Raw genomic sequence first — 22,719 nt, 5'->3', positions numbered from 1 at the left:
TTGACCAGCCGAAGGCTGTTACTAACGTAGCGCCTTGCAGACTCTAGCTCGCAAGCTCGTAAGTAGGCTCTATGCCTACTTACGCGGCTTGGCCCGCGCGGTGGGCTCGGCGATCAGCGGGTCATCCGGCCAATAATGGCTTGGGGTACCTGCCTTTAAGGTCTTTCTTTACCTCGGCATAGGTGCTGCGCCAGAAATTGGCCAGGTCCTGGGTCACCTGCACCGGCCGCCGCGCTGGCGACAGCAGGTGCAGCTTGACCACCTGGCGGCCGCCGGCGATGCGTGGCGTATCGGCCAGGCCGAACAGCTCCTGCAGGCGCACCGCCAACACCGGCGGCTGTTCGCTGTAATCCAGGCCGATGCGCGAGCCGGATGGCACCTGCACGCTGCGTGGCGCCAGCTCATCGAGACGCTGCGGCAGCGGCCAGGGCAGCAGGTTGAGCAGCAGGCTGGGTAAGTCCAGATTGGCGAAATGGCTAAGCCGGGTGACGTTATCCAAATAAGGTTGCAGCCAGTTTTCCAGGGTCGCCAGCAAGACTGCATCACTGACATCCGGCCATTCGCTGGCGTCCTTGCTGGCCAGATCCAGCGTGCGCAGCAACGCCACCCGCGCCTGCCACTGGCGCAGCTCCGGCGTCCAGGGCAGCAACGCCAAGCCCTTGCGCCTTACCAGGCCAAGCATGGCGCGGCCGCGTTGTTGTGCATCGAGCCCGGCCAGTGCCTCGCGCGACAGCACCGGCTCACCGACCTTGCGCTGGCGCTCGGCACGCAAAGCGCCTTCGCGTTCATCCCACTCCAGCACTTCCAGGTTGCTGACCTGCTCGGCCAGCACGCCGTCGAATAACTGCGGCTCCAACTCGGCGGCCAGGTAGATGCGCTCTTCACGCTGGCCCTGGCGGCTGCCCAGGTCAGCCACCACCAGCCAGCTGTGCTTCATCAGGCCATCGACCTCGGCAAACAATGCCGCCCGGCCGTTGGCCAGGCGATATTCCGCCCCCCCGGCGCGGCGCTGCTGGGCGATCCGGTCCGGGTAGGCGAAGGCCAACAATGCGCCCAGCCAACGCGGGTGTTCGGGATCGCTGACCGCCTGCGGGCTGGCCCTGCGTTTGAGGTAACCCTGAAACTGCCGGGCCAGTTGCCGCGCGCGCTGCACTCCACTTTGCGCACCGCGAGCGGCCCGCGACTCTCCCGCCAGCAGGGCCAGGCGGCGGTGCAGATCGGCGCCCGCGCCACGCAGAATATCGCGTTCGCCGAGCAATGCCGCCAGATCGCAGGCCAGTGGCCCCAGGCCCAGCGCCTGGCCGCGCAGCAGCAGATGGGCGATACGTGGATGGGTCGGCAGTTCGGCCATGGCCTGACCGTGAGCGGTCAGTTTGCCCAGCGCATCCACCGCGCCCAATCGCGCCAGCAGCTCCAAAGCCTGGGCATAGGCGGCGGCAGGGGGTGGATCGAGCCAGACCAGCTCGGTCGGCTGCACGCCCCAGCGCACCAGTTGCAAGGCCAGACCGGCGAGGTCGGCCTGGAGCATTTCTGCGGTGCCGTAGGCCGCCAATTGTTCATGCTGCGCCTGCGACCACAGCCGATAACAGACACCCGGCTGCAAGCGCCCGGCCCGACCACTGCGCTGGGTGGCGGAGGCGCGGGAGATGCGCTGGGTATCCAGGCGGGTCATGCCGCTGTTCGGGTCAAAGCGCGGCACTCGCGCCAGGCCGGCATCGATCACCACCCGCACGCCATCGATGGTCAGGCTGGTTTCGGCGATATTGGTCGCCAGCACCACCTTGCGCAGGCCAGGCGGCGCGGGCTCGATGGCAGCGCGCTGGGCGCTGAGGTCAAGCTCGCCATGCAGCGGACAGAGCAGCACATCGCGGCGTCCGGCCAGGGACTCGGCCAGTTGTTCATTGACCCGGCGAATCTCCGCCTGCCCCGGCAGAAATACCAGCAGACTGCCCGGCTCATCGGCCAGCGCCTGCAACACGCACTGCAGCACTTTTGGCTCCAGCCACTCGCCCGTCTGCCAGGGCGCGCCCCAGCGAATATCCACCGGGAACATCCGCCCCGCGCTGCGCAGCACCGGTGCATCACCCAGCAGCCCAGCCAACCGCTCGCCCTCCAGGGTCGCCGACATCAGCAGCACCTTCAGCGGCAGTTCGCCGGAGTCCGCCCCGCGAAACATCGCCCGGCCATTCAGGCACAGCGCCAGGGCCAGGTCAGCATCCAAACTGCGCTCGTGGTACTCGTCGAAGATCACCAGGCCGACACCCTCCAGCGCCGGATCATCTTGCAGCCGCCGCGCCAGGATACCTTCGGTGACCACTTCGATACGGGTACGCGGGCCGACCTTGCTGTCCAGACGGATGCGATAACCGACGGTTTCCCCCACCGCTTCACCCAGCTCGCTGGCCAGGCGCTCAGCCGCAGCCCGCGCTGCCAATCGCCGTGGTTCAAGCATGATGATGGTCTGCCCAGCCAGCCAGGTCTGACTCAGCAACGCCAGCGGCACACGGGTGGTCTTGCCGGCACCGGGCGGCGCTTCCAGCACCGCTTCATCACGCAGGGCAAGGGCCTGACACAGCTCAGGCAGCAGCACATCGATCGGCAGGGAATTCATGCGGGCTCCATTCAAGGAGCAGGATTATAACGGCGAACCGGTTGAGCATCAGAGCTGTCTGACTGTTAGGTATGGCCGCGCAGAATAGCGCTGGCAGCACCTGACGCAGCGGCATTGCCATACAGGCATTGGTATAGTTGCGCCACTTTTCCCATGGAGATGCTCAATGTCCAGCCAAACCCGCGTTATCGGTGGCCTTATCGTCGCCGCCTTGCTCACCCAACTGACCGCCTGCGGCACCCTGTTCTTCCCGGATCGCCGCGGCCAGATCGAAGGCCGTATCGACCCCATGGTGGCCGGGCTCAACGCCATTGGCATCCTCTTCTATGTGATTCCCGGGCTGATCGCCTTCGGTATCGACTTCGCCACCGGGGCGATTTATCTGCCCGGCGGCCTAACCTCCCAGGTTGCCCCGCAAGACCTGCAGAATGTGGTGGATGCTGACGGCAAGATCGACCCACTCAAGCTCAAGGCACTGATCGAAGTGCAAACCGGCCACAGCCTGCCGCTGGATGACCCACGCCTGATCCAGCACAGCGGCAGTGCCGAGCAACTGGCGGCCTACGGTCTGCGCCCAGCAGCCTAGTAACCTGCCGACGATCAGCTGCGCGTCGGCCCTGCTGCGTTAACTAACCTAGCGCCTTGCAGAGTTCTAGCTCGCAAGATCGGCAACAGGCTTCGCTCTTTTACAGGCACCTTCTGGATAGCCCGTGAATATACAGCCGCAACACGCCCGCCTGATGCGCCTGGCGACCTTCGCCGCGTTGGCGGCTGCGCTCACGCTGGCGCTGGCCAAGGCCATTGCCTGGTGGCTCAGCGGCTCGGTCAGCCTGCTGGCGGGGCTGACTGACTCGCTACTGGATGGCGCGGCCTCGCTGCTTAACCTGCTCGCCGTGCATTACGCCCTGCGTCCGGCCGATGAGGATCACCGCTATGGCCACGGCAAGGCCGAAGCCCTGGCAGGCCTGGGCCAGGCGCTGTTTATCGGCGCCAGCGCCTTGCTGGTGGGCAGCCATGCCATCGACCGCCTGCTCAATCCCGAACCGCTTGGCGCACCGGCGCTGGGCATCGCGGTAATGCTGCTGTCGCTAGTGGTGACCATCGCCCTGCTGCTGTTGCAGAGCCATGTGGTCAAGCTCACCGGCTCCACGGCGATTCGCGCCGACTCACTGCACTACCGCTCCGACCTGCTGCTCAACAGCAGCATTCTCCTGGCGTTGCTGCTGGCCAGTTACGGCTGGCCGCAACTGGACGCGATCTTCGGCATCGGCATTGCGCTGTATATCTTCTGGAGCGCCATCAGCATCGTCCGCGAGGCGGCCACCGTGCTGATGGACCAGGAACTCGACCCGCAGATCAGCGCGCAGATGCACAGCCTGGCCTGCGCCGTACCTGGCGTGCTGGGCGTGCATGACTTGCGCACGCGCCTCTCCGGCACACGCTGGTTCGTGCAGCTGCATGTGGAGCTGCCGGGCGAACTGAGCCTGCGGCACGCACACAGCCTGTGCGAGCAGGTTGAAGCGGCGATTCGTAGCCAATACCCCCGCGCCGAAGTGCTGGTGCATGCTGACCCCTGCAGCATCGCAGAGCACTCCCGGGCCTCGCCTGGCTCCTAGCCATCAAGCAAGGGCGATAGCCGATCTCGTGCGGTGAGGCGCTACCCCTACCAGTAGTTCTCCACCGCCACCTGCCCAGGCCGACGGGTCAGGCTGAGCTGCAGGTCGCGCTGCTTCAGCAGCACGCGGGTGTCGTCGATCATCTGCGGGTTGCCGCAAATCATCAGCCGCGAATACGCCGGATCCAGGCTCAGACTCGCCGCCCGCTCCAGCTCGCCACTCTCCAGCAAAGTGGTGATGCGCCCATGCAGGCAACCGGGCACCTGCTCGCGGGTCACCAGCGGCAGATAAATAAAGCGCGCGGCGTATTCCTGCAAATGCTCCTGCTGCATCAGCCCGTGGATCAGCGGCTGATAGGCCAGTTCGCTGGCCGTGCGTGCGCTGTACACCAGCATCACGCGCTGAAAACGCTGCCACACCTCCAGCCCCTGCAGGATCGACAGAAAGGGTGCCAGCCCGGTGCCGCTGGCCAGCAGCCAGAGGTCGCGGCCATCGGCAAAGCGATCCAGGGTGAGAAACCCCAGCGCCTGCTTTTCCACCAGCAGGCTGTCACCAACCTGCAGCCGGCTTAGCTCGGAGGTGAACTCACCACCCGGCACGACGATGGAGAAGAATTCGAGAAACTCATCATGCGGCGCCGAGACCATCGAATAGGCACGCCAGACCCGTGAACCATCGGCCTTCTGCACACCCAGGCGGGCGAACTGCCCGGCGCGAAAGCGAAAGCCTGCATCGCGCGAACAACGCAAGCTGAACAGGCTGGGCGACCAGACCTGAATCGCGCTCAGGCTTTGCTGCGTGTACTTGTCCTCACTGACAGTCATACTGGCTCCACTGCGGTGACGTCAGCCCAGTGTCCCGCAAACCGCCTTGAACAAACACCAGCAGCTTATATGCCTATATTCGTTACGCCTTTCGCCCAGCTCGACCTGCTCCGCCAACCCGACCAGCCCCACGAGCCGCTGCAGGCCTTCGATGCGGCGGACCAATACCTGCTCAACCAGTTGCATGAGCAAGGGCTGACGAACGGCGCGCGGATACTGCTGCTGAATGACAGCTTCGGCGCGCTGGCGGCCAGCCTGGCCGGGCAGGCGCAGGTAACCAGCAGCGGCGACTCGCACCTCGGCTACCTGGGCTTGCAGGTCAATCTGCTGCGTAACCAGCTGCCGGCGGACGCCGTGACGTTTGTCCCGGCCAGTGCAGTCGCGCAGGGGCCGTTTGATCGGGTGCTGATCCGCGTGCCGAAAACCCTGGCGCTGCTGGAGGAGCAACTGATCCGCCTGCACGGCCAGCTTGCCCCCGGCGCGCAGGTGATTGCGGCGGCCATGATCAAGCACCTGCCGCGCGCCGCCGGTGATCTGCTGGAGAAATATATCGGCCCGGTGCAGGCCTCGCTGGCAGTGAAAAAAGCCCGCCTGCTGTTTGCCACACCTGCGGCCAAGCCCGCCCCCGTATCACCCTACCCGACGCACTATCGCCTGGAAAAGCCGGCCATCGAGCTGCTCAACCACGCCAATCTGTTCTGCCGTGAAGACCTGGATATCGGCACCCGCGCCTTCCTCCCGCACCTGCCCAAGCACCTTAGCCGCCTGCGCGTGGCCGACCTCGGCTGCGGCAACGGCGTACTCGGCATTGCCTATGCCCTGGGCAGCCCGCAGGCCGAGCTGACGCTGGTGGACGAGTCGTATATGGCGGTGCAATCGGCCGAGGAAAACTGGCGCGCCGCGCTGGGCGAACGCCCGGTGGAGATTCGTGCCGGCGATGGCCTGGCAGACCAGGCGGCTGACTCGCTGGACCTGGTGCTGTGCAACCCGCCGTTTCACCAGCAGCAGGTGGTCGGCGACTTTCTCGCCTGGCGCATGTTCCAGCAGGCCCGCGCGGCGCTAGTGACCGGCGGCGAACTGTGGATAGTCGGCAACCGCCACCTGGGCTACCACGCCAAGCTGAAAAGGCTGTTCCGTGGCGTAGAACAGGTAGCAGCCACACCGAAGTTTGTGGTGCTTAAGGCGATCAAATAACCCCGGCAGGACGCCGATCCGTAGGGTGGGTTAGCGGCACTGAACGCTTTATGCATAAGCAACGGCGCTATTCGGGTGCCGCGTAACCCACCACGCGGGTGTACGACCGACAACCGCTGGTGGGTTACGGCGCAACCGGGATTGGCGGCGTACGCAACAACCAAGACAGCGCCTAACCCACCCTACACAAACGTCCGTTTTTACGGCGTGCCCATCCCCGCCGCCTGCACAAACAGGCGCAGCAGATAGGACACCGCGCCCAGGGCCAGCACACTGCCGGCCCAGATCGCGACCAGCCAGCCGAGCCGCTGCCACAGCGGCTTTTTTTCTTCTACATCTTTCATCTTGCGACCTCAGAACCTATTCGAGGTCTCGCGAGCTAGAGCCCTGCAAGGCAAAAGCAGGCGAGGACGCGGAGTTTACTGCTGTAAATGAGCATCCGAGCCTGATTTTAACGCCGCAGGGCCGACGCGCAGCAGACCGGAGCCGAGCCTCAGTGATAGCCATCTTCTTCCGTCACTTTGCCGCGGAATACGTAATAGCTCCAGGCGGTGTACATCAGGATAAAGGGGATGATGAACAGCGCCCCAACCAGGATAAAGCCCTGGCTTTGCGGCGGCGCAGCGGCTTCCCAGATGCTGATCGACGGCGGGATGATATTCGGCCACAGGCTGATGCCTAAGCCGCTGTAGCCGAGGAAGATCAGCGTCAGGGTCAGCAAAAACGGTGCGTAGTTGGCGTTGCGCGCCACCGCGCGCAGCAGCGCCCAGGTGCACAGCAGCACCAGCAGTGGCACCGGCATAAACCAGAAGATATTCGGCAGGCTGAACCAGCGCTCGGCGATATCCGCATGGGCCAGTGGCGTCCACAGGCTGACAATGCCGGTGACGCCGAGCAGGACGAATACCAGCGGCCGTGCCATATCGTGCATCTGCAGCTGCAATCGGCCTTCGGTCTTCATGATCAGCCAGGTGCAGCCGAGCAAGGCGTAAGCGGCAATCAGCGCCAGGCCGCAGAACAGCGAGAACGGCGTCAGCCAGTCCAGCGCACCGCCGACATACACCCGGTCGACCACCTCAAAGCCGTCGATATAGGCCCCCAGCGCCACGCCCTGGAAGAAGGTTGCAGTCAGCGAGCCGCCGATAAACGCCTTGTCCCAGATATGCCGCTTGGCTGGTTTGGCCTTGAAGCGGAACTCAAAGGCTACGCCACGGAAAATCAGCCCCAGCAGCATAAAGATCAGCGGCAGGTACAGCGCGCTGAGCACCACCGCGTAGGCCAGCGGGAAGGCGCCGAACAGCGCCGCGCCACCGAGCACCAGCCAGGTTTCGTTGCCGTCCCACACCGGTGCCACGGTGTTCATCATCACATCGCGCTCGCCTGCGCTTTTGACGAAGGGAAACAGGATGCCGATACCCAGGTCGAAGCCGTCCATGACCACGTACATCATCACCCCGAAGGCGATGATCACGGCCCAGATCAGCGAGAGATCAATGCCCATGTTCAATTCCTCTCAACCAGTGAGTCACTACGCTCTTCATCCGGCCCTTCTTCCAGGCCCTCTTCGGGCGCGGATAGCGGACGCGAAGGTGTGCGTTTCTGGCCCGGGCCGCCCTCGACGGTTTGCTGGCCTTCGTCGGTGATTGGGCCTTTGCGCACCAGGCGCAGCATGTAGCCGATACCGGCGCCGAACAGGGCGAAATACACCACCACGAACAGGATCAGGGTCAGGCTCATCTGCGCAAAGCTGTGCCCGGACGAGGCATCGACGGTGCGCATCAGCCCCTGGATAATCCACGGCTGACGGCCAATCTCGGTGGTGTACCAGCCGGCAAGGATGGCGATGATCCCCGAGGGTCCCATCCATACCGCCAGATGGAGGAACGGTCGGCTTTGGAACAGCGTGCCGCGGCTGCGTAGCCACAGCCCCCAGAGGCCGGTGAGGATCATCAGCATGCCGATGCCGACCATCACCCGGAAGGTCCAGAACACGATGGTCGAGTTGGGCCGATCTTGCTTGGCGAACTCCTTGAGCGCGGGCACCTGCTGGTCCAGGCTATGGGTGAGGATCAGGCTGCCGAGAGCGGGAATCTCGATCTTGAAGCGGGTCTCTTCGGCGTCCATATCCGGCCAGCCAAACAGAATCAGCGGGGTCGGCTCATCGCCGTGGTTTTCCCAGTGGCCTTCGATCGCGGCGATCTTCGCCGGCTGGTACTTGAGGGTATTCAGGCCATGGAAGTCGCCAATCACCGCCTGGATCGGCGCCACGAGCAGCGCCATCCACATGGCCATCGACAGCATCTTGCGGATCGCCGGGTTGTCGCGACCGCGCAGCAGGTGCCAGGCCGCCGAAGCGCCGACGAAGAACGCCGTGGCGAGGAACGCCGCCGTGGCCATGTGCGCCAGGCGATAGGGGAACGAGGGGTTGAACACCACGGCGAACCAGTCCACCGGAATCACTCGCCCGTCGATGATTTCGAAGCCCTGCGGCGTATGCATCCAGCTGTTGGAGGCGAGAATCCAGAAGGTCGAGATCAGCGTGCCGACCGCCACCATCAGCGTGGAGAAGAAGTGCAGGCCAGGGCCGACGCGGTGCCAGCCGAACAGCATAACGCCGAGGAAGCCCGCTTCGAGGAAGAATGCGGTGAGCACTTCATAAGTCAGCAAGGGACCTGTGACCGCCCCGGCAAAGTCGGAGAAAGCGCTCCAGTTGGTGCCGAACTGGTAGGCCATGACCAGGCCGGAGACCACGCCCATGCCAAAGTTGACCGCAAAAATCTTCGCCCAGAAGTGGTACAGGTCGCGGTACACCGCCTCCCCGGTCTTCAGCCACAAGCCTTCGAGCACCGCCAGGTAACTGGCCAGGCCGATGGTGATGGCCGGAAAGATGATGTGAAAGGAGATGGTGAACGCGAACTGGATTCGAGCAAGGTCGAGAGCCTCCAATCCAAACATGGCGTTTCCTCAGTCAGGTGATACGGGGCACGGCCACGGGCGCGCATGCCAGTCGCGAGCGATCAGTCGGGGGATTATTGTTCTGGGTAGACAGCTACAAAGCCGGGCAAAGCGCCCGCACAACCGCACGCCGAAGGTGTTGACGCGGGTCAAGGTACGCACAAAGAGTAGCGCCTGGCGGGGCGAAATCTGCTGTGGTCGATTGTCGCGCGACCGGCTGTCACAAGGCCTGGCGCTTGAGCGGGCCGGTCTCGAATCGCTGAGAATTGAGCGGTTCGCCCGCGCGCCGGATGCGCCCGCGCGACGCCCGCACCAGGCACCGAACGTGCCGGCTAGCCGACCAGCATGGCCTCGGCCACCTGCTTGCGCACGGCCTTGCCACACAGCTGCTCGACCAGGGTCAGGGCGAACGCCAAGGCGGTGCCGGGGCCCTGGCTGGTGATGCAGTTGCCATCGACCACCACCGGCTGGTCGACAAACACGCAGCCGCTCAGGCGATCACTGAACGCCGGGTAGCAGGTCATGCGTCGCTGCTTGAGCACGCCGTACTGCTGCAGGGCCACAGCGGGCGCGGCGCAAATGGCGGCAAACAGCTTGCCGGCCTGGGCCTGCTCGCGCACCCGCTCGGCCAGCGGCTCATGCTCGGCCAGGTGCTGCGCGCCGGGCATGCCGCCGGGCAGCACGATCAGGTCGAAGGGTTGCGCCAATACATCCACCAGCATGGTGTCGGCGGTCAAACGGGTGCCACGGGCGCAGGTGATCATCCGCCGGCTTTCGATGCTGGCCACCACCACTTCAACCTCGGCACGCCGCAGTACATCAATCAGGGTCACGCATTCGAGGTCTTCAATACCATCGGCAACGCTGATCAGGGCCCGTGCAGTCATCGTTTCGCTCCTTGTTGTGGCTGTGCATAAACTGTCCAAGCGGTCATAAATTCACCCGCTCCGGGCGAGCTGATATGATGCGCGCCTTTTTCCAGATCGCCAGTAAAAACATGCACCCACGCGTGGATGTGCTTTGCTTTCGGTTTGCATCAACAGGGTAAAAAACCGTTACGGGGAGTTCCGCATGCTGGAAAGACTGTTCCAACTCAAGGCCCATAACACCACGGTGCGCACCGAGCTGCTCGCCGGGCTGACGACCTTTCTGACCATGGCCTATATCCTCTTCGTCAATCCCGAGATGCTGGCCAAGACCGGCATGGACCATGGCGCGGTATTCGTCGCCACCTGCCTGGCCGCCGCCATTGGCTCGCTGATCATGGGCCTGTGGGCCAACTACCCGATTGCCCTGGCGCCGGGCATGGGCCTCAACGCCTTCTTCACCTACACCGTGGTAATGACCATGGGCCACACCTGGCAGGTGGCGCTGGGTGCGGTGTTCCTCTCCGGGGTGATCTTCTTTACGCTGTCGATCTTCAAGATCCGCGAGTGGATCATCAACAGCATCCCGCTGGCCCTGCGCGCCGGTATCGCCGCCGGCATCGGCCTGTTCCTGGCGATTATCGCCCTGAAAAACGCCGGTATCGTGGTCGATCATCCGGCCACCCTGGTGACCCTCGGCGACCTGACCCAGGGCGGCGCTCTGCTGGCCTGCCTGGGCTTCTTTGTGATCGCCGCGCTGGCTTACCGCCAGGTCACCGGCGCGGTGATGATCGGCATCCTGCTGATCACCGGCCTGTCCATTCTGTTCGGCCTGTCCAAGCTCGATAGCCTGGTGTCCATGCCGCCTTCGGTGATGCCGACCCTGTTGCAACTGGACATCATGGGCGCGCTGGATATCGGCTTGGTCAGCGTGATTTTCGCCTTCCTCTTCGTTGACCTGTTCGACACCTCCGGCACCCTGGTCGGTGTGGCGCAGAAAGCCAACCTGCTGGACAAGGACGGCAAGATGCCCAAGCTCGGCCGCGCCCTGCTGGCCGACAGCACCGCGACTATGGCCGGCGCCGCACTGGGCACCTCGACCACCACCAGTTATATCGAATCCGCCGCCGGCATCAGTGCCGGCGGGCGTACCGGCCTGACCGCCTGCGTGGTGGCGGTGCTGTTCCTCCTGGCGCTGTTCTTCGCCCCGCTGGCCGGCGCCGTACCGGCCTACGCCACCGCGCCGGCGCTGCTGTTCGTTGCCGTGCTGATGATGAGCAGCCTGGCGCAGATCGACTGGGACGACCTCACCGTCGCCGCCCCGGTGGTGGTCGCCGCCCTGGCCATGCCGCTGACCTTCTCGATTGCCAACGGCATCGCCTTCGGCTTTATCGCCTGGACCCTGATCAAGCTGCTGGCCGGCCGCTGGCGCGAACTCAACCCGGCGCTGGTGGTGTTGTCGGCACTGTTTGTGATCAAACTGGCGTACTTCGCCTGATGACCTAAGGGTGGCCACGGCCACCCGCCTTCCTTTTGAAAAGAGTCCCGCATGAGCCGTTCCCAGTTCGATCCCGCCACCTACGCCGCCCAGCTGGCTGACAAGCAGCAGCGCCTGATCGAGCTGCTGGCGCCGTTCAATGCACCCGCCCCCGAGGTGTTCGAGTCGCCGCGCGAGCACTATCGCCTGCGTGCCGAATTCCGCCTGTGGCGTGAAGGCGAGGATCGCCACTACGCCATGTTCGAGGCCGGCGATAACCTCAAGCCGATTTTCTTTGAAGATTTCCCCATCGCCAGCGCACAGATCAATGCGCTGATGCCGCGCCTAAAAAGCGCCTGGCAGATGAGTTCGGTTCTTTCCTTCAAGCTGTTCCAGGTCGAGTTTCTTACCACTCTGGCCGGCGACGGGCTGCTTACCCTGTGTTACCACCGCCCACTAGATGCCGCCTGGCAGGCCGAAGCCGAGCAGCTCGCGGCCGATTTGCAGGTCAGCATCATTGGCCGTTCCAAGGGCAAGCGCATCGTGATCGGCCGTGACTATGTCGAGGAAAAACTGCAGGTCGCCGGGCGCACCTTCAGCTATCGCCAGCCGGAAGGCGCATTCACTCAGCCCAACGGCGAGGTCAACCAGAAGATGCTTGGCTGGGCCTATGAGGCGCTCGGTGAACGCCAGGATGACCTGCTGGAGCTGTATTGCGGCAACGGCAACTTCACCCTGCCGCTGGCCACCCGCGTGCGCAAGGTGCTGGCTACCGAGATCAGCAAGTCATCGGTGAATGCCGCCCTGGCTAACCTGACCGATAACGGCGTGGACAACGTCAGCCTGGTGCGTCTGTCCGCCGAGGAACTGACCGAGGCGCTGAATGAAGTGCGGCCGTTCCGCCGCCTGGCCGGTATCGACCTGAAGAGCTACGACTTCGGCTGTGTATTCGTCGACCCGCCGCGCGCCGGCATGGACCCGGACACCTGCGAGCTGACCCGGCGCTTCGAGCGCATCCTGTATATCTCCTGCAACCCGGAAACCCTGGCCGCCAACATCGCCCAACTCAGCGACACCCATAAAGTGACGCGCTGCGCGCTGTTCGACCAGTTCCCCTACACCCACCATATGGAATCGGGTGTGCTGCTGGAACGCCGTTAAGGCTATAGCCGCTGCAAACCCCGCAGCGCCCAGAAGCACAGCCCCGCCGAGACCACTTCCAGCAGCAGCGCATAGAGGTTGAAGGTCTGCTGCGCGCCGCCATCCAGCCACAACCCGCCGATACGTGCCAGCGCCAGGGCGCTGTAAAGCAGTACCAGCAGGGTCAGCGCCGCGCGGGTCAGGTCCAGCCGGCTCAGCGACAGGCCGATAAACGCCGCCAGGCCCAGTTGCAGACCACCGTAGTACGCTCGCATATCGGTGGCCGCCGCTGGCGACATCAGCAGCATGCCGCTGAGATTGGCCATCTCATGGGGGCGGACAAAATAGGCCAGGCCCAGGCCGGCCAATGCCAGCAGTTGAATCACCAGTACGACGCGTGCAAACAACATGGACAGCATCCTTTTCTTGAAGATCGAGAGCCCAGAAATCGAGCACGCAGCATAAGCCCCCGCCACGCGTTTCGGAAATCACCGATGGTTGGCCAGGGCCGCCCGGCGTTATGCTCAGTTTTTCACCTGCCAGGAGTCACCCCATGCGCCAGTTGCTTGTTCTCGCCGGGCTGTTTGTCAGCAGCCTGAGTTTTGCCGCCGAACCCCTGACCATCGACGTGCACCGCGATGCCAACTGCGGTTGCTGCAAGGCCTGGATCAGCCACTTGCAGGACAACGGCTTTAACGTAATCGACCATGTCGAGACCGATATGAGCGCGGTCAAACAGCGCCTGGGCGTGCCGCCGCGATTAGCCTCCTGCCATACCGGGGTAATCAATGGCCAGTTTGTCGAAGGCCATGTACCGGCCGCAGACATCCTCAAAATGCGCAAGCAGCCCGACCTGCTCGGCGCAGCGGTGCCGGGCATGCCCACCGGATCACCGGGCATGGAATACGGCAATGTGCGCGACGCCTATCAGGTCATCGGTCTGGATAAACAGGGCGAAGAACGCGTGATCAGCGAATATCCGGCCAACTAAATAGCCTACGCCGGACTGGCGCAGCCCAGGCCAGCAGACAACACTCACAGTCGGCATACTCAGGACGATAGCAATGCGCTGGAAACGCGGAAGACGCAGTGACAATGTGGTGGATGCACGCGCCAGCGGCTCGCGCATGGGCGGCGGCAAGGGCCTGACCCTTGGCGGCGTGGCCATCGTGGTGATCGTCGGCCTGCTCAGCGGTCAGGACCCGATGCAGATCCTTGGCCAGCTGGCCGGGCAAGCCATGCAGGGCGGCTCGGTCAGCGCGCCGCCAAGCTCAGCGCCGGCCGCCAATGACCAGCAGTCGGAATTCGTTCGCGCGGTGCTCGGCGATACCGAGGACACCTGGCGCGAGATCTTCCAGGGCGCCAACCGGCAGTACCAGGACCCAACCCTGGTGCTGTTTCGCGGCGGAGTGAATTCCGCCTGCGGTTTCGCCAACTCGGCGGTCGGGCCGTTCTACTGCCCGGGTGATCAGCGGGTGTATATCGACCTGGCGTTCTTCCGCGAGCTGGAGCAACGCTTTGGCGCGGCCGGCGATTTTGCCCAGGCCTATGTGATTGCCCATGAGGTCGGCCACCACGTGCAGACCCTGCTCGGCGTCTCGGCCAAGGTCAATGCCGCCCGCCAGCGCGGTGAGCGGGTGGAAGGCGCCACCGGCCTGTTGGTACGGCAGGAGCTGCAGGCCGACTGCCTGGCGGGCGTCTGGGCCTTCCACGGCCAGCGCCGGCATGACTGGCTGGAGCCAGGTGATATTGAAGAAGCGCTAAACGCCGCCAACGCCATCGGCGATGACCGTTTGCAGAAGCAGTCCCGCGGCCAGGTGGTGCCAGACTCCTTTACCCACGGCAGCTCGGAACAGCGCGTGCGCTGGTTCAAGACCGGTTTCGAGGGCGGTGATGTCGGCCGCTGCGACACCTTTAAGGCAACCCGCCTGTAGCCGTAGCCCGGATTACATCCGGGCTACGGCCTTATTGTGCCCAAGGTGGCGGCGGTTCTTCGCCCTTGGGTTCGTCCTCGGCATTCAGCAGCGCCTGACGGCGCGCTTCGTCGGCCAGGGCGGCCTTGATCTCGCGCATCACCGCGTCGATATCGGCTTCTTCTTCCGGATCATCGAACTCACCCGTCAGCGGGCTCTCCGGGGTCAACTCACCGACCTCATACAGCGCCCACATTTCCTTGGCGTACTTGGTGAATTTCAATTCCGGGGCGAACTGACCAAAGTAGGCGGACATGTTGCCGACATCACGCTCCAGCATCTTGAACGCATGGTTGTTGCCGGCGGCGTCCACCGCCTGCGGTAGGTCGATAATCACCGGGCCACCTGGATCAAGCAGCACGTTGAACTCCGACAGGTCGCCGTGCACCAGACCGGCGCAGAGCATTTTCACCACTTCACGAATCATAAAGGCGTGGAATTCGCGGGCATCGTCCGGGTGCAGGTCGACATCGTTGAGGCGCGGCGCGGCATCGCCCTCGCCGTCATCGACCAGCTCCATCAGCAATACGCCTTCGAGGAAGTCATAGGGCTTGGGCACCCGCACCCCGGCGTTGGCCAGGCGGAACAGCGCCGCAACCTCGGCATTCTGCCAGGCGTCTTCCTGGCCCTTGCGACCGTACTTCGAGCCTTTGGCCATGGCCCGGGCATCACGGCTGTTGCGCACCTTGCGGCCTTCCTGGTACTCGGCGGCCTGACGGAAGCTACGGTTGTTGGCTTCTTTATAGACCTTGGCCACGCGCAGCTCTTCGCCGCAGCGCACCACATAGACCGCAGCTTCTTTACCGCTCATCAGCGGGCGTATCACTTCATCGACCAGCCCGGCTTCGACCAGGGGTTCAATACGTTTTGGCGTCTTCATCAGCTTTAATCAGGGGTCCTGTGTTGCCCAACTCGACTCTGCCGCCCGTTATACGGCAATCTTTACGCAGCGCCCACCCTCCCGTCGGCAAGACCCGGGTTGCGGGATATTTTGCAGGGCCCGCAAAGGCCGCGAGAACCCCTCAACCATGCCAACCGGCCGCGCATTAAAACGCTCATACGAAGCAACCCGTAAGTGACAAGCAACGGCTGTTACAGCCACCGCGATGTCGCACCAAGCCTGTACCTAGGCCCCAATACTGCGCCCAGCCCCCGTCATTAAGCCGGTGCTTTGAAAGTCAGATACGCATTGGCAAGCAGGCACACGGCGTCGACAATCGTTTTATGTCTATTGAGGATCGTCGCATGTTCGATGCCGACCGCTGCTGGCAAGCCGTTTGCGCCCGTGACGCCGCGCAGGATGGACGCTTTGTATTTGCCGTGCGCAGCACCGGTATCTATTGCCGGCCGAGTTGCCCGGCGCGGCGGCCCAAGCGGGACAACGTCAGTTTCCATACAGATGCCAACGCCGCTGCAATGGCAGGCTTTCGCCCGTGCAAACGCTGCTCGCCGCACGGCCGGAGCCCGGCCGAACAACTGGATGCGCTGGTGGTGGCGGCCTGCACGCTGCTCGATAGCAGTGAGCAGTCGCTAACCCTCGCACAACTGGCCGCGCGCATCGGCCTGTGCGCCTCGCACCTGGCACGCGCCTTCAAGGCCCGCACCGGGCTGACGCCGAAAGCCTGGAGCGCGGCGCGCCGCCGCGCGCGTCTGGAACAGCAGTTACCCTCAGCCGACAGCGTGCTGGATGCCGCGCTAAGCGCCGGCTACTCCGGCACCCGCGCGCTGTATCAGCAAGCAGCGGCCCTGAGTCCGGCGCAACGGCGTAAACAGGCCGCGGGCGAACGGCTGCGCTACAGCATCGCGCCCTGCCCGCTCGGCCACTTGCTGCTGGCCAGCAGCACCAAGGGCATCTGCGCGCTGCTGTTTGGCGACAACCCGGCGCAGCTGCTGAGTGAACTGCAGCAACGCTTTGCCGCCGCCGAACTGCTCGCGGATGACGCCGGTCTGGGCGATAGCCTGCGCCAGGTGCTGACGCAGCTCAGCGAACCGCAGCGCGCCGCCCAGCTGCCGCTGGATATTCGCGGCACGGCCTTCCAGCAACAGGTGTGGCGCGCCCTGCAGCAGATTCCGCCGGGGCAGACGCGCAACTACGCCGAACTGGCCACACAACTGGGCAACCACCCACGCGCCGTGGCCCGCGCCTGCGCCAGCAACCCGCTGGGCCTATTAGTGCCCTGCCACCGGGTAATCGCCAGCAACGGCAGCCTCAGCGGCTACCGCTGGGGGCTGGAGCGCAAAGCGGCGCTGCTTAAACAGGAAGCCAGCGACGAAATGGATAGAGCTGGCTGCAAATAGACAAAATGGCCGGGAGCCATTTTTAACGTCTCGCCGTAACGAACCGAAAGAGGCGCTAGAAAAACGACAGGCCATAAACAAAGTGCCTGGAGCACTTTTTAACGTCGCACAGCGACGGCCCGGAGGGTGGCCGCCAGGGACGGCAGGCCATAAAAAAGAGCGGCTCCACCTGCGTGGGCCGCTCCAAATCACGGAGTTGCGTACATCAGTACCCACACAGCATGCGGATACGGCTGTTTGATTACTTTTCCAGGATCGCAGTCACACCTTGACCGCCAGCGGCGCAGATCGAGATCAGGCCACGGCCTTCCTGGGCCACCGAGAGCAGCTTGGCCAGGTTGGCGACGATGCGCCCACCGGTGGCGGCAAAGGGGTGACCAGCCGCCAGGGAGCTGCCCTTGACGTTCATCTTGCGGCGCTCGATCGAGCCCAGCGGTGCGTCGAGGCCCAGGCGGGTCTTGCAGTAGTCGGCGTCCTCCCAGGCCTTGAGGGTGCAGAGTACCTGGGCGGCGAAAGCCTCGTGAATCTCGTAGTAATCGAAGTCCTGCAGCGTCAGTTTGTTGCGCGCCAGCAGACGTGGCACCGCGTAGGCCGGGGCCATTAGCAGGCCTTCCTTGCCCGCACCGACAAAATCCACCGCCGCCGCCTCGCCATCCTTCCAGTAGGCGAGGATCGGCAGGCCACGGGCCTTGGCCCAGGCCTCGCTGGCCAGCAGCACCAGCGACGCACCATCGGTCAGCGGCGTCGAGTTGGCGGCGGTCAGGGTGCCGCGCGGGCTGCGCTCGAAGCAGGGTTTGAGGCTGGCGAGTTTTTCCAGGCTGATATCGGCGCGCAGGTTCTGGTCGCGGGTCAGGCCGCGGAACGGCGTGAGCAGGTCGTCGTGCCAGCCTTCGGCATAGGCGGCGGCGAGTTTCTGGTGGCTGGCCACGGCCAGTTGGTCCTGCTCGTCACGGGGAATGGCCCAGGTTTGTGCCATCAGCTCGCAATGTTCGCCCATGGACAGCCCGGTACGCGGCTCGCCGTTGCGCGGAATGGCGGGAGCCAAATGACGCGGGCGAATCTGCAGCAGGCTCTTGAGCTTATCGCCGGTGCTCTTGCCGCGGTTGGCCTGCAGCAGGATCTGCCGCAGCCCCTCGTTGACCCCGATCGGCGCATCCGAGGTGGTGTCGACGCCGCCGGCGATGCCGCACTCGATCTGCCCCAAGGCGATCTTGTTGGCCACCAGCAGCGCCGCCTCCAGGCCGGTGCCGCAGGCCTGTTGCAGATCGTAGGCCGGGGTTTGCGGGGCCAGGCGCGAGCCCAGCACGCACTCGCGGGTCAGGTTGAAATCCCGTGAATGCTTGAGCACCGCACCGGCCACCACCTCGCCCAGGCGCTCGCCATGCAGGTTGAAGCGCTCGACCAAGCCATCCAGCGCGCTGGTCAGCATCTCCTGGTTACTCGCGGTGGCGTAGACGGTGTTGGAGCGGGCGAAGGGGATGCGGTTACCACCGACAATGGCGACGCGGCGCGGCTGGGTCATGGAACAGTCCTCGGCTGGAAGAATGGGCCACAGGCTAGCCTATGCCGGCCGCCTGGCATTGGCCGCCTTGCCAGTGCAGCAAGCTGACCGGGTCAATTGCGCATGCCGGCGGCCTGCGTAGAGTGAGCGCACTTTTGATTCATGCGCAGGAGCCGCTCCATGTCCGACCGTTACCTTGCCTTCGCCAACTCCCCTACCGGCCGCCGTCTGGTCAGCGCCCTCGGCCTGCCCGCGCCGCTAATGCTGGAGCGCTGGATGGCTGGGCGCTGCCGGCCGGTGGACGGCGCCCTGCTGCTGGGCGGCGACGGCAGCCTGGCCAGCGCGGTGCGGCCATTCGCCCACACGCTCACCGATGCGCTGTACGCCGCCCGCGAAGGCCAATTCGAGCTGCCGCGCTGGACCGCCGAACACGCCCCCAAGCTCAAAGCGCTGGTGTTTGATGCCAGCGGGCTGACCCGCTTCGAGCAGTTGATCGAGCTGCGCGACTTCTTCCAGCCGGCCTTCAAGGGCCTGGATAAATGCCCGCGGGTGGTGATCCTCGGCCGCGCCCCGGAATCGTTGAAAGACCCGATTGCCGCCAGCGTGCAACGCTCACTGGAAGGTTTTAGCCGCTCGCTGGGCAAGGAAATCCGCCGTGGCGGCAACGTGCAGCTGATCTACGTTGGCAAAGGCGGCGAAGCGCAACTGGAAGGCGCGCTGCGCTTCTTCCTCTCGCCGAAAAGCGCTTATGTGTCCGGCCAGGTGCTGCGTTTGAACGCCTGCGGCGAACAGGTCAAGGACTGGACCCGCCCACTGGCCGGCAAGCAGGCCCTGGTCACCGGCGCCTCCCGTGGTATCGGCGCAGCAATCGCCGAGACCCTGGCCCGCGACGGCGCCGAGGTGGTGTTGCTGGACGTACCACCCGCCAAGGACGCTCTCGACGCCCTGGCCGCACGCCTGGGCGGGCGCAGCCTGGCCCTGGATATCTGCGCCAGCGATGCTGCCGCGCAGCTTATCGAAGCGCTGCCGGAGGGCATCGATATCGTCGTGCATAACGCCGGCATCACCCGCGACAAGACCCTGGCGAAAATGAGTGACGCGTTCTGGAACTCGGTGATCAACGTCAACCTGAATGCCCCGCAGGTGCTGACCCAAGCCCTGCTGGACGCCGGCAAGCTGCACGACAATGGCCGCGTGGTGCTGATCGCCTCGATCAGTGGCATCGCCGGCAATCTGGGCCAAACCAACTACGCGGTAAGCAAGGCCGGGGTGATCGGCCTGGCCCAGGCCTGGGCACCGGCCCTGGCTAAGCGCGGTATCAGCATCAACGCGGTGGCGCCCGGCTTTATCGAGACGCAGATGACCGCCGCCATCCCGCTGACCATCCGCGAAGCCGGCCGGCGGATGAACTCCATGGGCCAGGGCGGCCAGCCCCAGGACGTCGCCGAAGCCGTGGCCTGGTTCGCCCAGCCGGGTTCCGGTGCCGCCACCGCGCAGGTGCTGCGTGTATGCGGGCAAAGCCTGATCGGAGCCTAAGCGCCGCCAGCAGATAGCCAAAGGCCCCGCAGTGCGGGGCCTTTTAGTTACACAGCGGTTTTGTAGGAGCGGGCTTGCCCGCGATCAGGCGCAACCCGCTTCGCGGCCAAGGCCGCTCCTACAGTCCCTACGCGATCAAGACGACAAATAAGAGGAACGGGTAAGCCCCAGACGCAGCGCGTCGAGGAACTGGGTGCGCTCGCGCGGGCTGATCTTGGCGCTGGCGACCTTGTCGCGGTAGTGGTTCATCAACTCCTCCGGCGACAGGTGCACGTAGCGCAGCATGTCCTCGATGGTGTCATGGGTCTCGATACCGGCGTGGTACACGCTGCCATCGGCGTTCTGGTAGATATTCACCGAGTCGGTGTCGCCGAACAGGTTGTGCATATCGCCGAGAATTTCCTGATAGGCACCGACCAGGAAGATCCCCAACAGGTAGTCCTCACCCTCGCGCACTTCGTGCACCGGCAGGCTGGTTTCGATCGACTGCTCATCGACGTACTGGCGGATCTTGCCGTCGGAGTCGCAGGTCAGGTCCTGCAGCACGGCGCGGCGCAGCGGCTCTTCGTCGAGACGGTTGAGCGGCAGAATCGGCAGCACCTGGCCGATGGCCCAGGTGTCCGGCAGGCTCTGGAACACCGAGAAGTTGCAGATGTACTTGTCGGCCAGCTTGTCGTTCAGTTCATCCAGTACCTGACGGTGCGAGCGCTGACGGGCTTTCAGCGAGTTGTGCAGACGGCGGCACACGGCAAAGTAGCACTGCTCGGCCAGGGCCTTGTCGGTCAGGCTGAGTTTGCCGTCGGCGTACTGAGTGGCCACATCACTCATGTAGTGGGTGGCGCGCCAGTAGGTCTCGGTGACCATCTCGATATCGGTCGGACCGAGCAGCTCGACCAGGTAACGCACGGTTTCCGGCAGGCTGGTGACGTCCTCGATCTTGGGGATCTCGTCGTTGTGCTTTTCCACATCAGTAACCTGCACCACCAGCATGGCGTGGTGCGCGGTCAGCGAGCGGCCGCTTTCCGAGAAGATATGCGGATGCGGCAGTTCCTGGGCATCGCAGAACTCTTTAAGCATGCCGACCACGACACCGGCGTAGTCGTCCATGTCGTAGTTGATCGAGCTGGCATTGCGCGAGTGGGTACCGTCGTAATCCACACCCAGGCCGCCGCCGACGTCGATATGGTCGACCGGTAGGCCCAGACCACGCAGCTCGCCGTAATAGCGGATGGCTTCCTTGAAACCGTGCTGGTAGTCGGACAGGTTGGCGATCTGCGAACCCATATGGAAGTGCAGCAGGCGGATGCCCTGGTCCAGCTTGGCCGCGCGGAAGCGCTCGACCACCGACAGCAGCTGCGCCGCCGACAGGCCGAACTTGGATTTCTCGCCGCCGGTGTCGGCCCACTTGCTCGACGCCAGCGACGACAGACGCACGCGCAGACCGATCTGCGGCGCCACCTTGAGTTCGGCCGCCTCCTCGATCACCAGCTGCACTTCGGATTCTTTCTCGATCACGATAAACACGTTGTGACCGAGCTTCTGTCCCATCAGCGCCAGCTTGATAAATTCGCGGTCCTTGTAACCGTTGCAGACAATGGTGCCACCCTTCGGCGCCAACGCCAGCACCGCCATCAGCTCAGGCTTGGAGCCGGCCTCTAGACCGATGGAGACGTTCTGCGTGGCGATGATGTTTTCCACCACCGCTTCCTGCTGGTTGACCTTGATCGGGTACAGCGCGGTGTACGGGCTCTGGTATTCCAGGCGCGCGATATTGGCGTCGAAGGCCCCCGTCAGCTGGCGCACACGGTCTTGCAGAATGTCCGGAAAGCGCACCAGCAAGGGCAGCGACAAACCGCTGGAACGCAGTTCGTCGATCTGCTCATAGAGGTCGATCGGCGTACTTTGCGGACCATTCGGGCGCACCTCGACACGGCCCTGGTCATTGATCGCGAAATAACCCGCGCCCCAATGGCGAATGCCGTAGACGCTGCGGCTGTCCGCTACGGTCCACTGGCTGCCGTCATCTTTGCGTGTGCGTCGTGCAGACATCGATGTCTCCCTTGCTGGCGATAGTGGCCTTGGTAACACCAAGACCCGTACAGATTAACGTCTGGAAATGACAATAGCCCGGCAATAGACCGGGGGCCTGCCGAGTAAGTTTAAAAAAGACGGGATCAGCCGCCGGACTTCTTGGCTTTAAAGCCGTGCTTGATCAACTCGGCGATCAGCAGTTCGACGTGATCACCCTGAATCTCGATCACCCCATCCTTGAGCGACCCACCGCAGCCGCAGCGTTTCTTCAAGGCGCTGACCAGGTCCTTGAGCGGCTCTTCGGCCAGCGGCACGCCACTGATAGTGGTCACCGTCTTGCCGCCACGACCTTTGGTTTCGCGGCGCACGCGGGCGATGCCATCACCGTCGGGGATCAGGGTCTGTTTGCAGATACAGGCGTCCACCGGCTGGCTGCAGTCCGGGCAATGCCGGCCGCTGTCGGTGGAATACACCAGGCCGCTGAGGGCGGCAAATGAAGAAGCTTTCTTGACCACCGGTTAGTCCTCGAAGGGGTCAGGATAGCGACTGGTCGACTGAGTGCTCGGAGTCGACCGCGAAGCCCCACTCTGGCAGGGGCAGCGCACCCTGGCGATACACGGCCAGGGCTTGAAGGCGGCGCAGTGTAACGGCAAAAACCGCAGCTGCTAAGTGTAAAAATGCGCCATTAATCGGCGGA

The 22,719-nt window shown here is 64.1% G+C and carries 19 protein-coding genes and 1 pseudogene; 9 read left to right on the top strand and 11 right to left on the bottom strand.

The window, feature by feature from the left end:
• Positions 1 to 75 precede the first annotated feature (75 nt).
• Positions 76 to 2,611: pseudogene (gene hrpB / locus WA145_RS04305) on the bottom strand (ATP-dependent helicase HrpB).
• A gap of 166 nt (positions 2,612 to 2,777) precedes the next feature.
• On the opposite strand from hrpB, the gene WA145_RS04300 reads away from it, so the two are divergent.
• Together WA145_RS04300 and WA145_RS04295 are read left to right on the top strand one after the other, a co-directional pair.
• The gene (locus tag WA145_RS04300) at positions 2,778 to 3,197 is read left to right on the top strand and encodes a polyribonucleotide nucleotidyltransferase (RefSeq protein WP_422580376.1); all 420 of its coding nucleotides are present in this window, start codon (positions 2,778 to 2,780) and stop codon (positions 3,195 to 3,197) included.
• 154 nt (positions 3,198 to 3,351) lie between these two features.
• Positions 3,352 to 4,227 carry a cation diffusion facilitator family transporter gene (locus tag WA145_RS04295; RefSeq protein WP_422580388.1) on the top strand — a complete coding sequence of 292 codons (876 nt, stop codon included), beginning with the start codon at positions 3,352 to 3,354 and terminating at the stop codon, positions 4,225 to 4,227.
• A gap of 47 nt (positions 4,228 to 4,274) precedes the next feature.
• On the opposite strand, the gene WA145_RS04290 is transcribed toward WA145_RS04295, so the two are convergent.
• On the bottom strand, positions 4,275 to 5,051 hold the full coding sequence (locus tag WA145_RS04290) for a ferredoxin--NADP reductase (protein WP_422580375.1): 777 nt from the start codon (positions 5,049 to 5,051) through the stop codon (positions 4,275 to 4,277).
• Positions 5,052 to 5,120: 69 nt separating this feature from the next.
• Here WA145_RS04290 and WA145_RS04285 point away from each other — a divergent pair, with 69 nt between their 5' ends.
• Entirely contained in the window at positions 5,121 to 6,245 is a 1,125-nt protein-coding gene (locus WA145_RS04285) for a methyltransferase (RefSeq protein WP_422580374.1), read from the top strand.
• Positions 6,246 to 6,445: 200 nt separating this feature from the next.
• On the opposite strand, the gene WA145_RS04280 is transcribed toward WA145_RS04285, so the two are convergent.
• The 4 genes from WA145_RS04280 to WA145_RS04265 all read right to left on the bottom strand — a co-directional run bounded on the left by WA145_RS04280 (position 6,446) and on the right by WA145_RS04265 (position 10,087).
• Positions 6,446 to 6,589: a DUF2474 domain-containing protein gene (locus tag WA145_RS04280; RefSeq protein WP_422580373.1), complete on the bottom strand. Its 144-nt coding sequence runs from the start codon at positions 6,587 to 6,589 to the stop codon at positions 6,446 to 6,448.
• A 149-nt stretch (positions 6,590 to 6,738) separates the two neighbouring features.
• Positions 6,739 to 7,746, bottom strand: coding sequence for a cytochrome d ubiquinol oxidase subunit II (gene cydB / locus WA145_RS04275; RefSeq protein ID WP_422580372.1), 1,008 nt, complete (start codon positions 7,744 to 7,746; stop codon positions 6,739 to 6,741).
• Positions 7,747 to 7,748: 2 nt separating this feature from the next.
• Positions 7,749 to 9,200, bottom strand: a complete 1,452-nt coding sequence (locus tag WA145_RS04270; RefSeq protein ID WP_422580371.1) for a cytochrome ubiquinol oxidase subunit I — start codon at positions 9,198 to 9,200, stop codon at positions 7,749 to 7,751.
• A gap of 332 nt (positions 9,201 to 9,532) precedes the next feature.
• Positions 9,533 to 10,087: a DJ-1 family glyoxalase III gene (locus tag WA145_RS04265; protein ID WP_422580370.1), complete on the bottom strand. Its 555-nt coding sequence runs from the start codon at positions 10,085 to 10,087 to the stop codon at positions 9,533 to 9,535.
• Between the two features lie 184 nt (positions 10,088 to 10,271).
• Here WA145_RS04265 and WA145_RS04260 point away from each other — a divergent pair, with 184 nt between their 5' ends.
• On the top strand, positions 10,272 to 11,564 hold the full coding sequence (locus tag WA145_RS04260) for an NCS2 family permease (protein ID WP_422580369.1): 1,293 nt from the start codon (positions 10,272 to 10,274) through the stop codon (positions 11,562 to 11,564).
• A gap of 51 nt (positions 11,565 to 11,615) precedes the next feature.
• Complete coding sequence (trmA, locus tag WA145_RS04255; protein WP_422580368.1) at positions 11,616 to 12,704, top strand: tRNA (uridine(54)-C5)-methyltransferase TrmA; 1,089 nt, start codon at positions 11,616 to 11,618, stop codon at positions 12,702 to 12,704.
• Positions 12,705 to 12,706: 2 nt separating this feature from the next.
• Here the strand turns inward: trmA and WA145_RS04250 are convergent, their stop codons facing one another.
• Complete coding sequence (locus WA145_RS04250) at positions 12,707 to 13,093, bottom strand: DUF4345 domain-containing protein (RefSeq protein ID WP_422580367.1); 387 nt, start codon at positions 13,091 to 13,093, stop codon at positions 12,707 to 12,709.
• A 143-nt stretch (positions 13,094 to 13,236) separates the two neighbouring features.
• Between WA145_RS04250 and WA145_RS04245 the strand changes: the two genes are divergently transcribed.
• Both WA145_RS04245 and WA145_RS04240 read left to right on the top strand, forming a co-directional pair.
• Positions 13,237 to 13,674, top strand: coding sequence for a DUF411 domain-containing protein (locus WA145_RS04245; protein WP_422580366.1), 438 nt, complete (start codon positions 13,237 to 13,239; stop codon positions 13,672 to 13,674).
• A gap of 73 nt (positions 13,675 to 13,747) precedes the next feature.
• Positions 13,748 to 14,617, top strand: a complete 870-nt coding sequence (locus WA145_RS04240) for a neutral zinc metallopeptidase (RefSeq protein WP_422580365.1) — start codon at positions 13,748 to 13,750, stop codon at positions 14,615 to 14,617.
• Positions 14,618 to 14,648: 31 nt separating this feature from the next.
• On the opposite strand, the gene WA145_RS04235 is transcribed toward WA145_RS04240, so the two are convergent.
• Entirely contained in the window at positions 14,649 to 15,536 is an 888-nt protein-coding gene (locus WA145_RS04235; RefSeq protein WP_422580364.1) for a PA4780 family RIO1-like protein kinase, read from the bottom strand.
• A 365-nt stretch (positions 15,537 to 15,901) separates the two neighbouring features.
• On the opposite strand from WA145_RS04235, the gene ada reads away from it, so the two are divergent.
• A complete protein-coding gene (ada, locus tag WA145_RS04230; RefSeq protein ID WP_422580363.1) occupies positions 15,902 to 16,954 on the top strand; it encodes a bifunctional DNA-binding transcriptional regulator/O6-methylguanine-DNA methyltransferase Ada in 1,053 nt (350 codons plus the stop codon).
• Between the two features lie 241 nt (positions 16,955 to 17,195).
• Here ada and WA145_RS04225 read toward each other — a convergent pair whose 3' ends face one another.
• Positions 17,196 to 18,476 (bottom strand): acetyl-CoA C-acetyltransferase, encoded by a 1,281-nt coding sequence (locus WA145_RS04225; RefSeq protein ID WP_422580362.1) that lies wholly within the window; start codon positions 18,474 to 18,476, stop codon positions 17,196 to 17,198.
• A 159-nt stretch (positions 18,477 to 18,635) separates the two neighbouring features.
• Here WA145_RS04225 and WA145_RS04220 point away from each other — a divergent pair, with 159 nt between their 5' ends.
• A complete protein-coding gene (locus tag WA145_RS04220; RefSeq protein ID WP_422580361.1) occupies positions 18,636 to 19,991 on the top strand; it encodes a 3-oxoacyl-ACP reductase in 1,356 nt (451 codons plus the stop codon).
• 135 nt (positions 19,992 to 20,126) lie between these two features.
• Here WA145_RS04220 and speA read toward each other — a convergent pair whose 3' ends face one another.
• Together speA and WA145_RS04210 are read right to left on the bottom strand one after the other, a co-directional pair.
• The gene (gene speA / locus WA145_RS04215) at positions 20,127 to 22,040 is read right to left on the bottom strand and encodes an arginine decarboxylase (protein ID WP_422580360.1); all 1,914 of its coding nucleotides are present in this window, start codon (positions 22,038 to 22,040) and stop codon (positions 20,127 to 20,129) included.
• Positions 22,041 to 22,165: 125 nt separating this feature from the next.
• The gene (locus WA145_RS04210) at positions 22,166 to 22,537 is read right to left on the bottom strand and encodes a translation initiation factor Sui1 (protein ID WP_422580359.1); all 372 of its coding nucleotides are present in this window, start codon (positions 22,535 to 22,537) and stop codon (positions 22,166 to 22,168) included.
• Between the last annotated feature and the right edge of the window lie 182 nt (positions 22,538 to 22,719).

The organism is Pseudomonas sp. (assembly GCF_049301935.1).
Lineage (GTDB): Bacteria > Pseudomonadota > Gammaproteobacteria > Pseudomonadales > Pseudomonadaceae > Aquipseudomonas.
The sequence above is the reverse complement of the archived record's forward strand: the minus strand, read 5'-3'. Positions and strand labels throughout refer to the sequence as shown.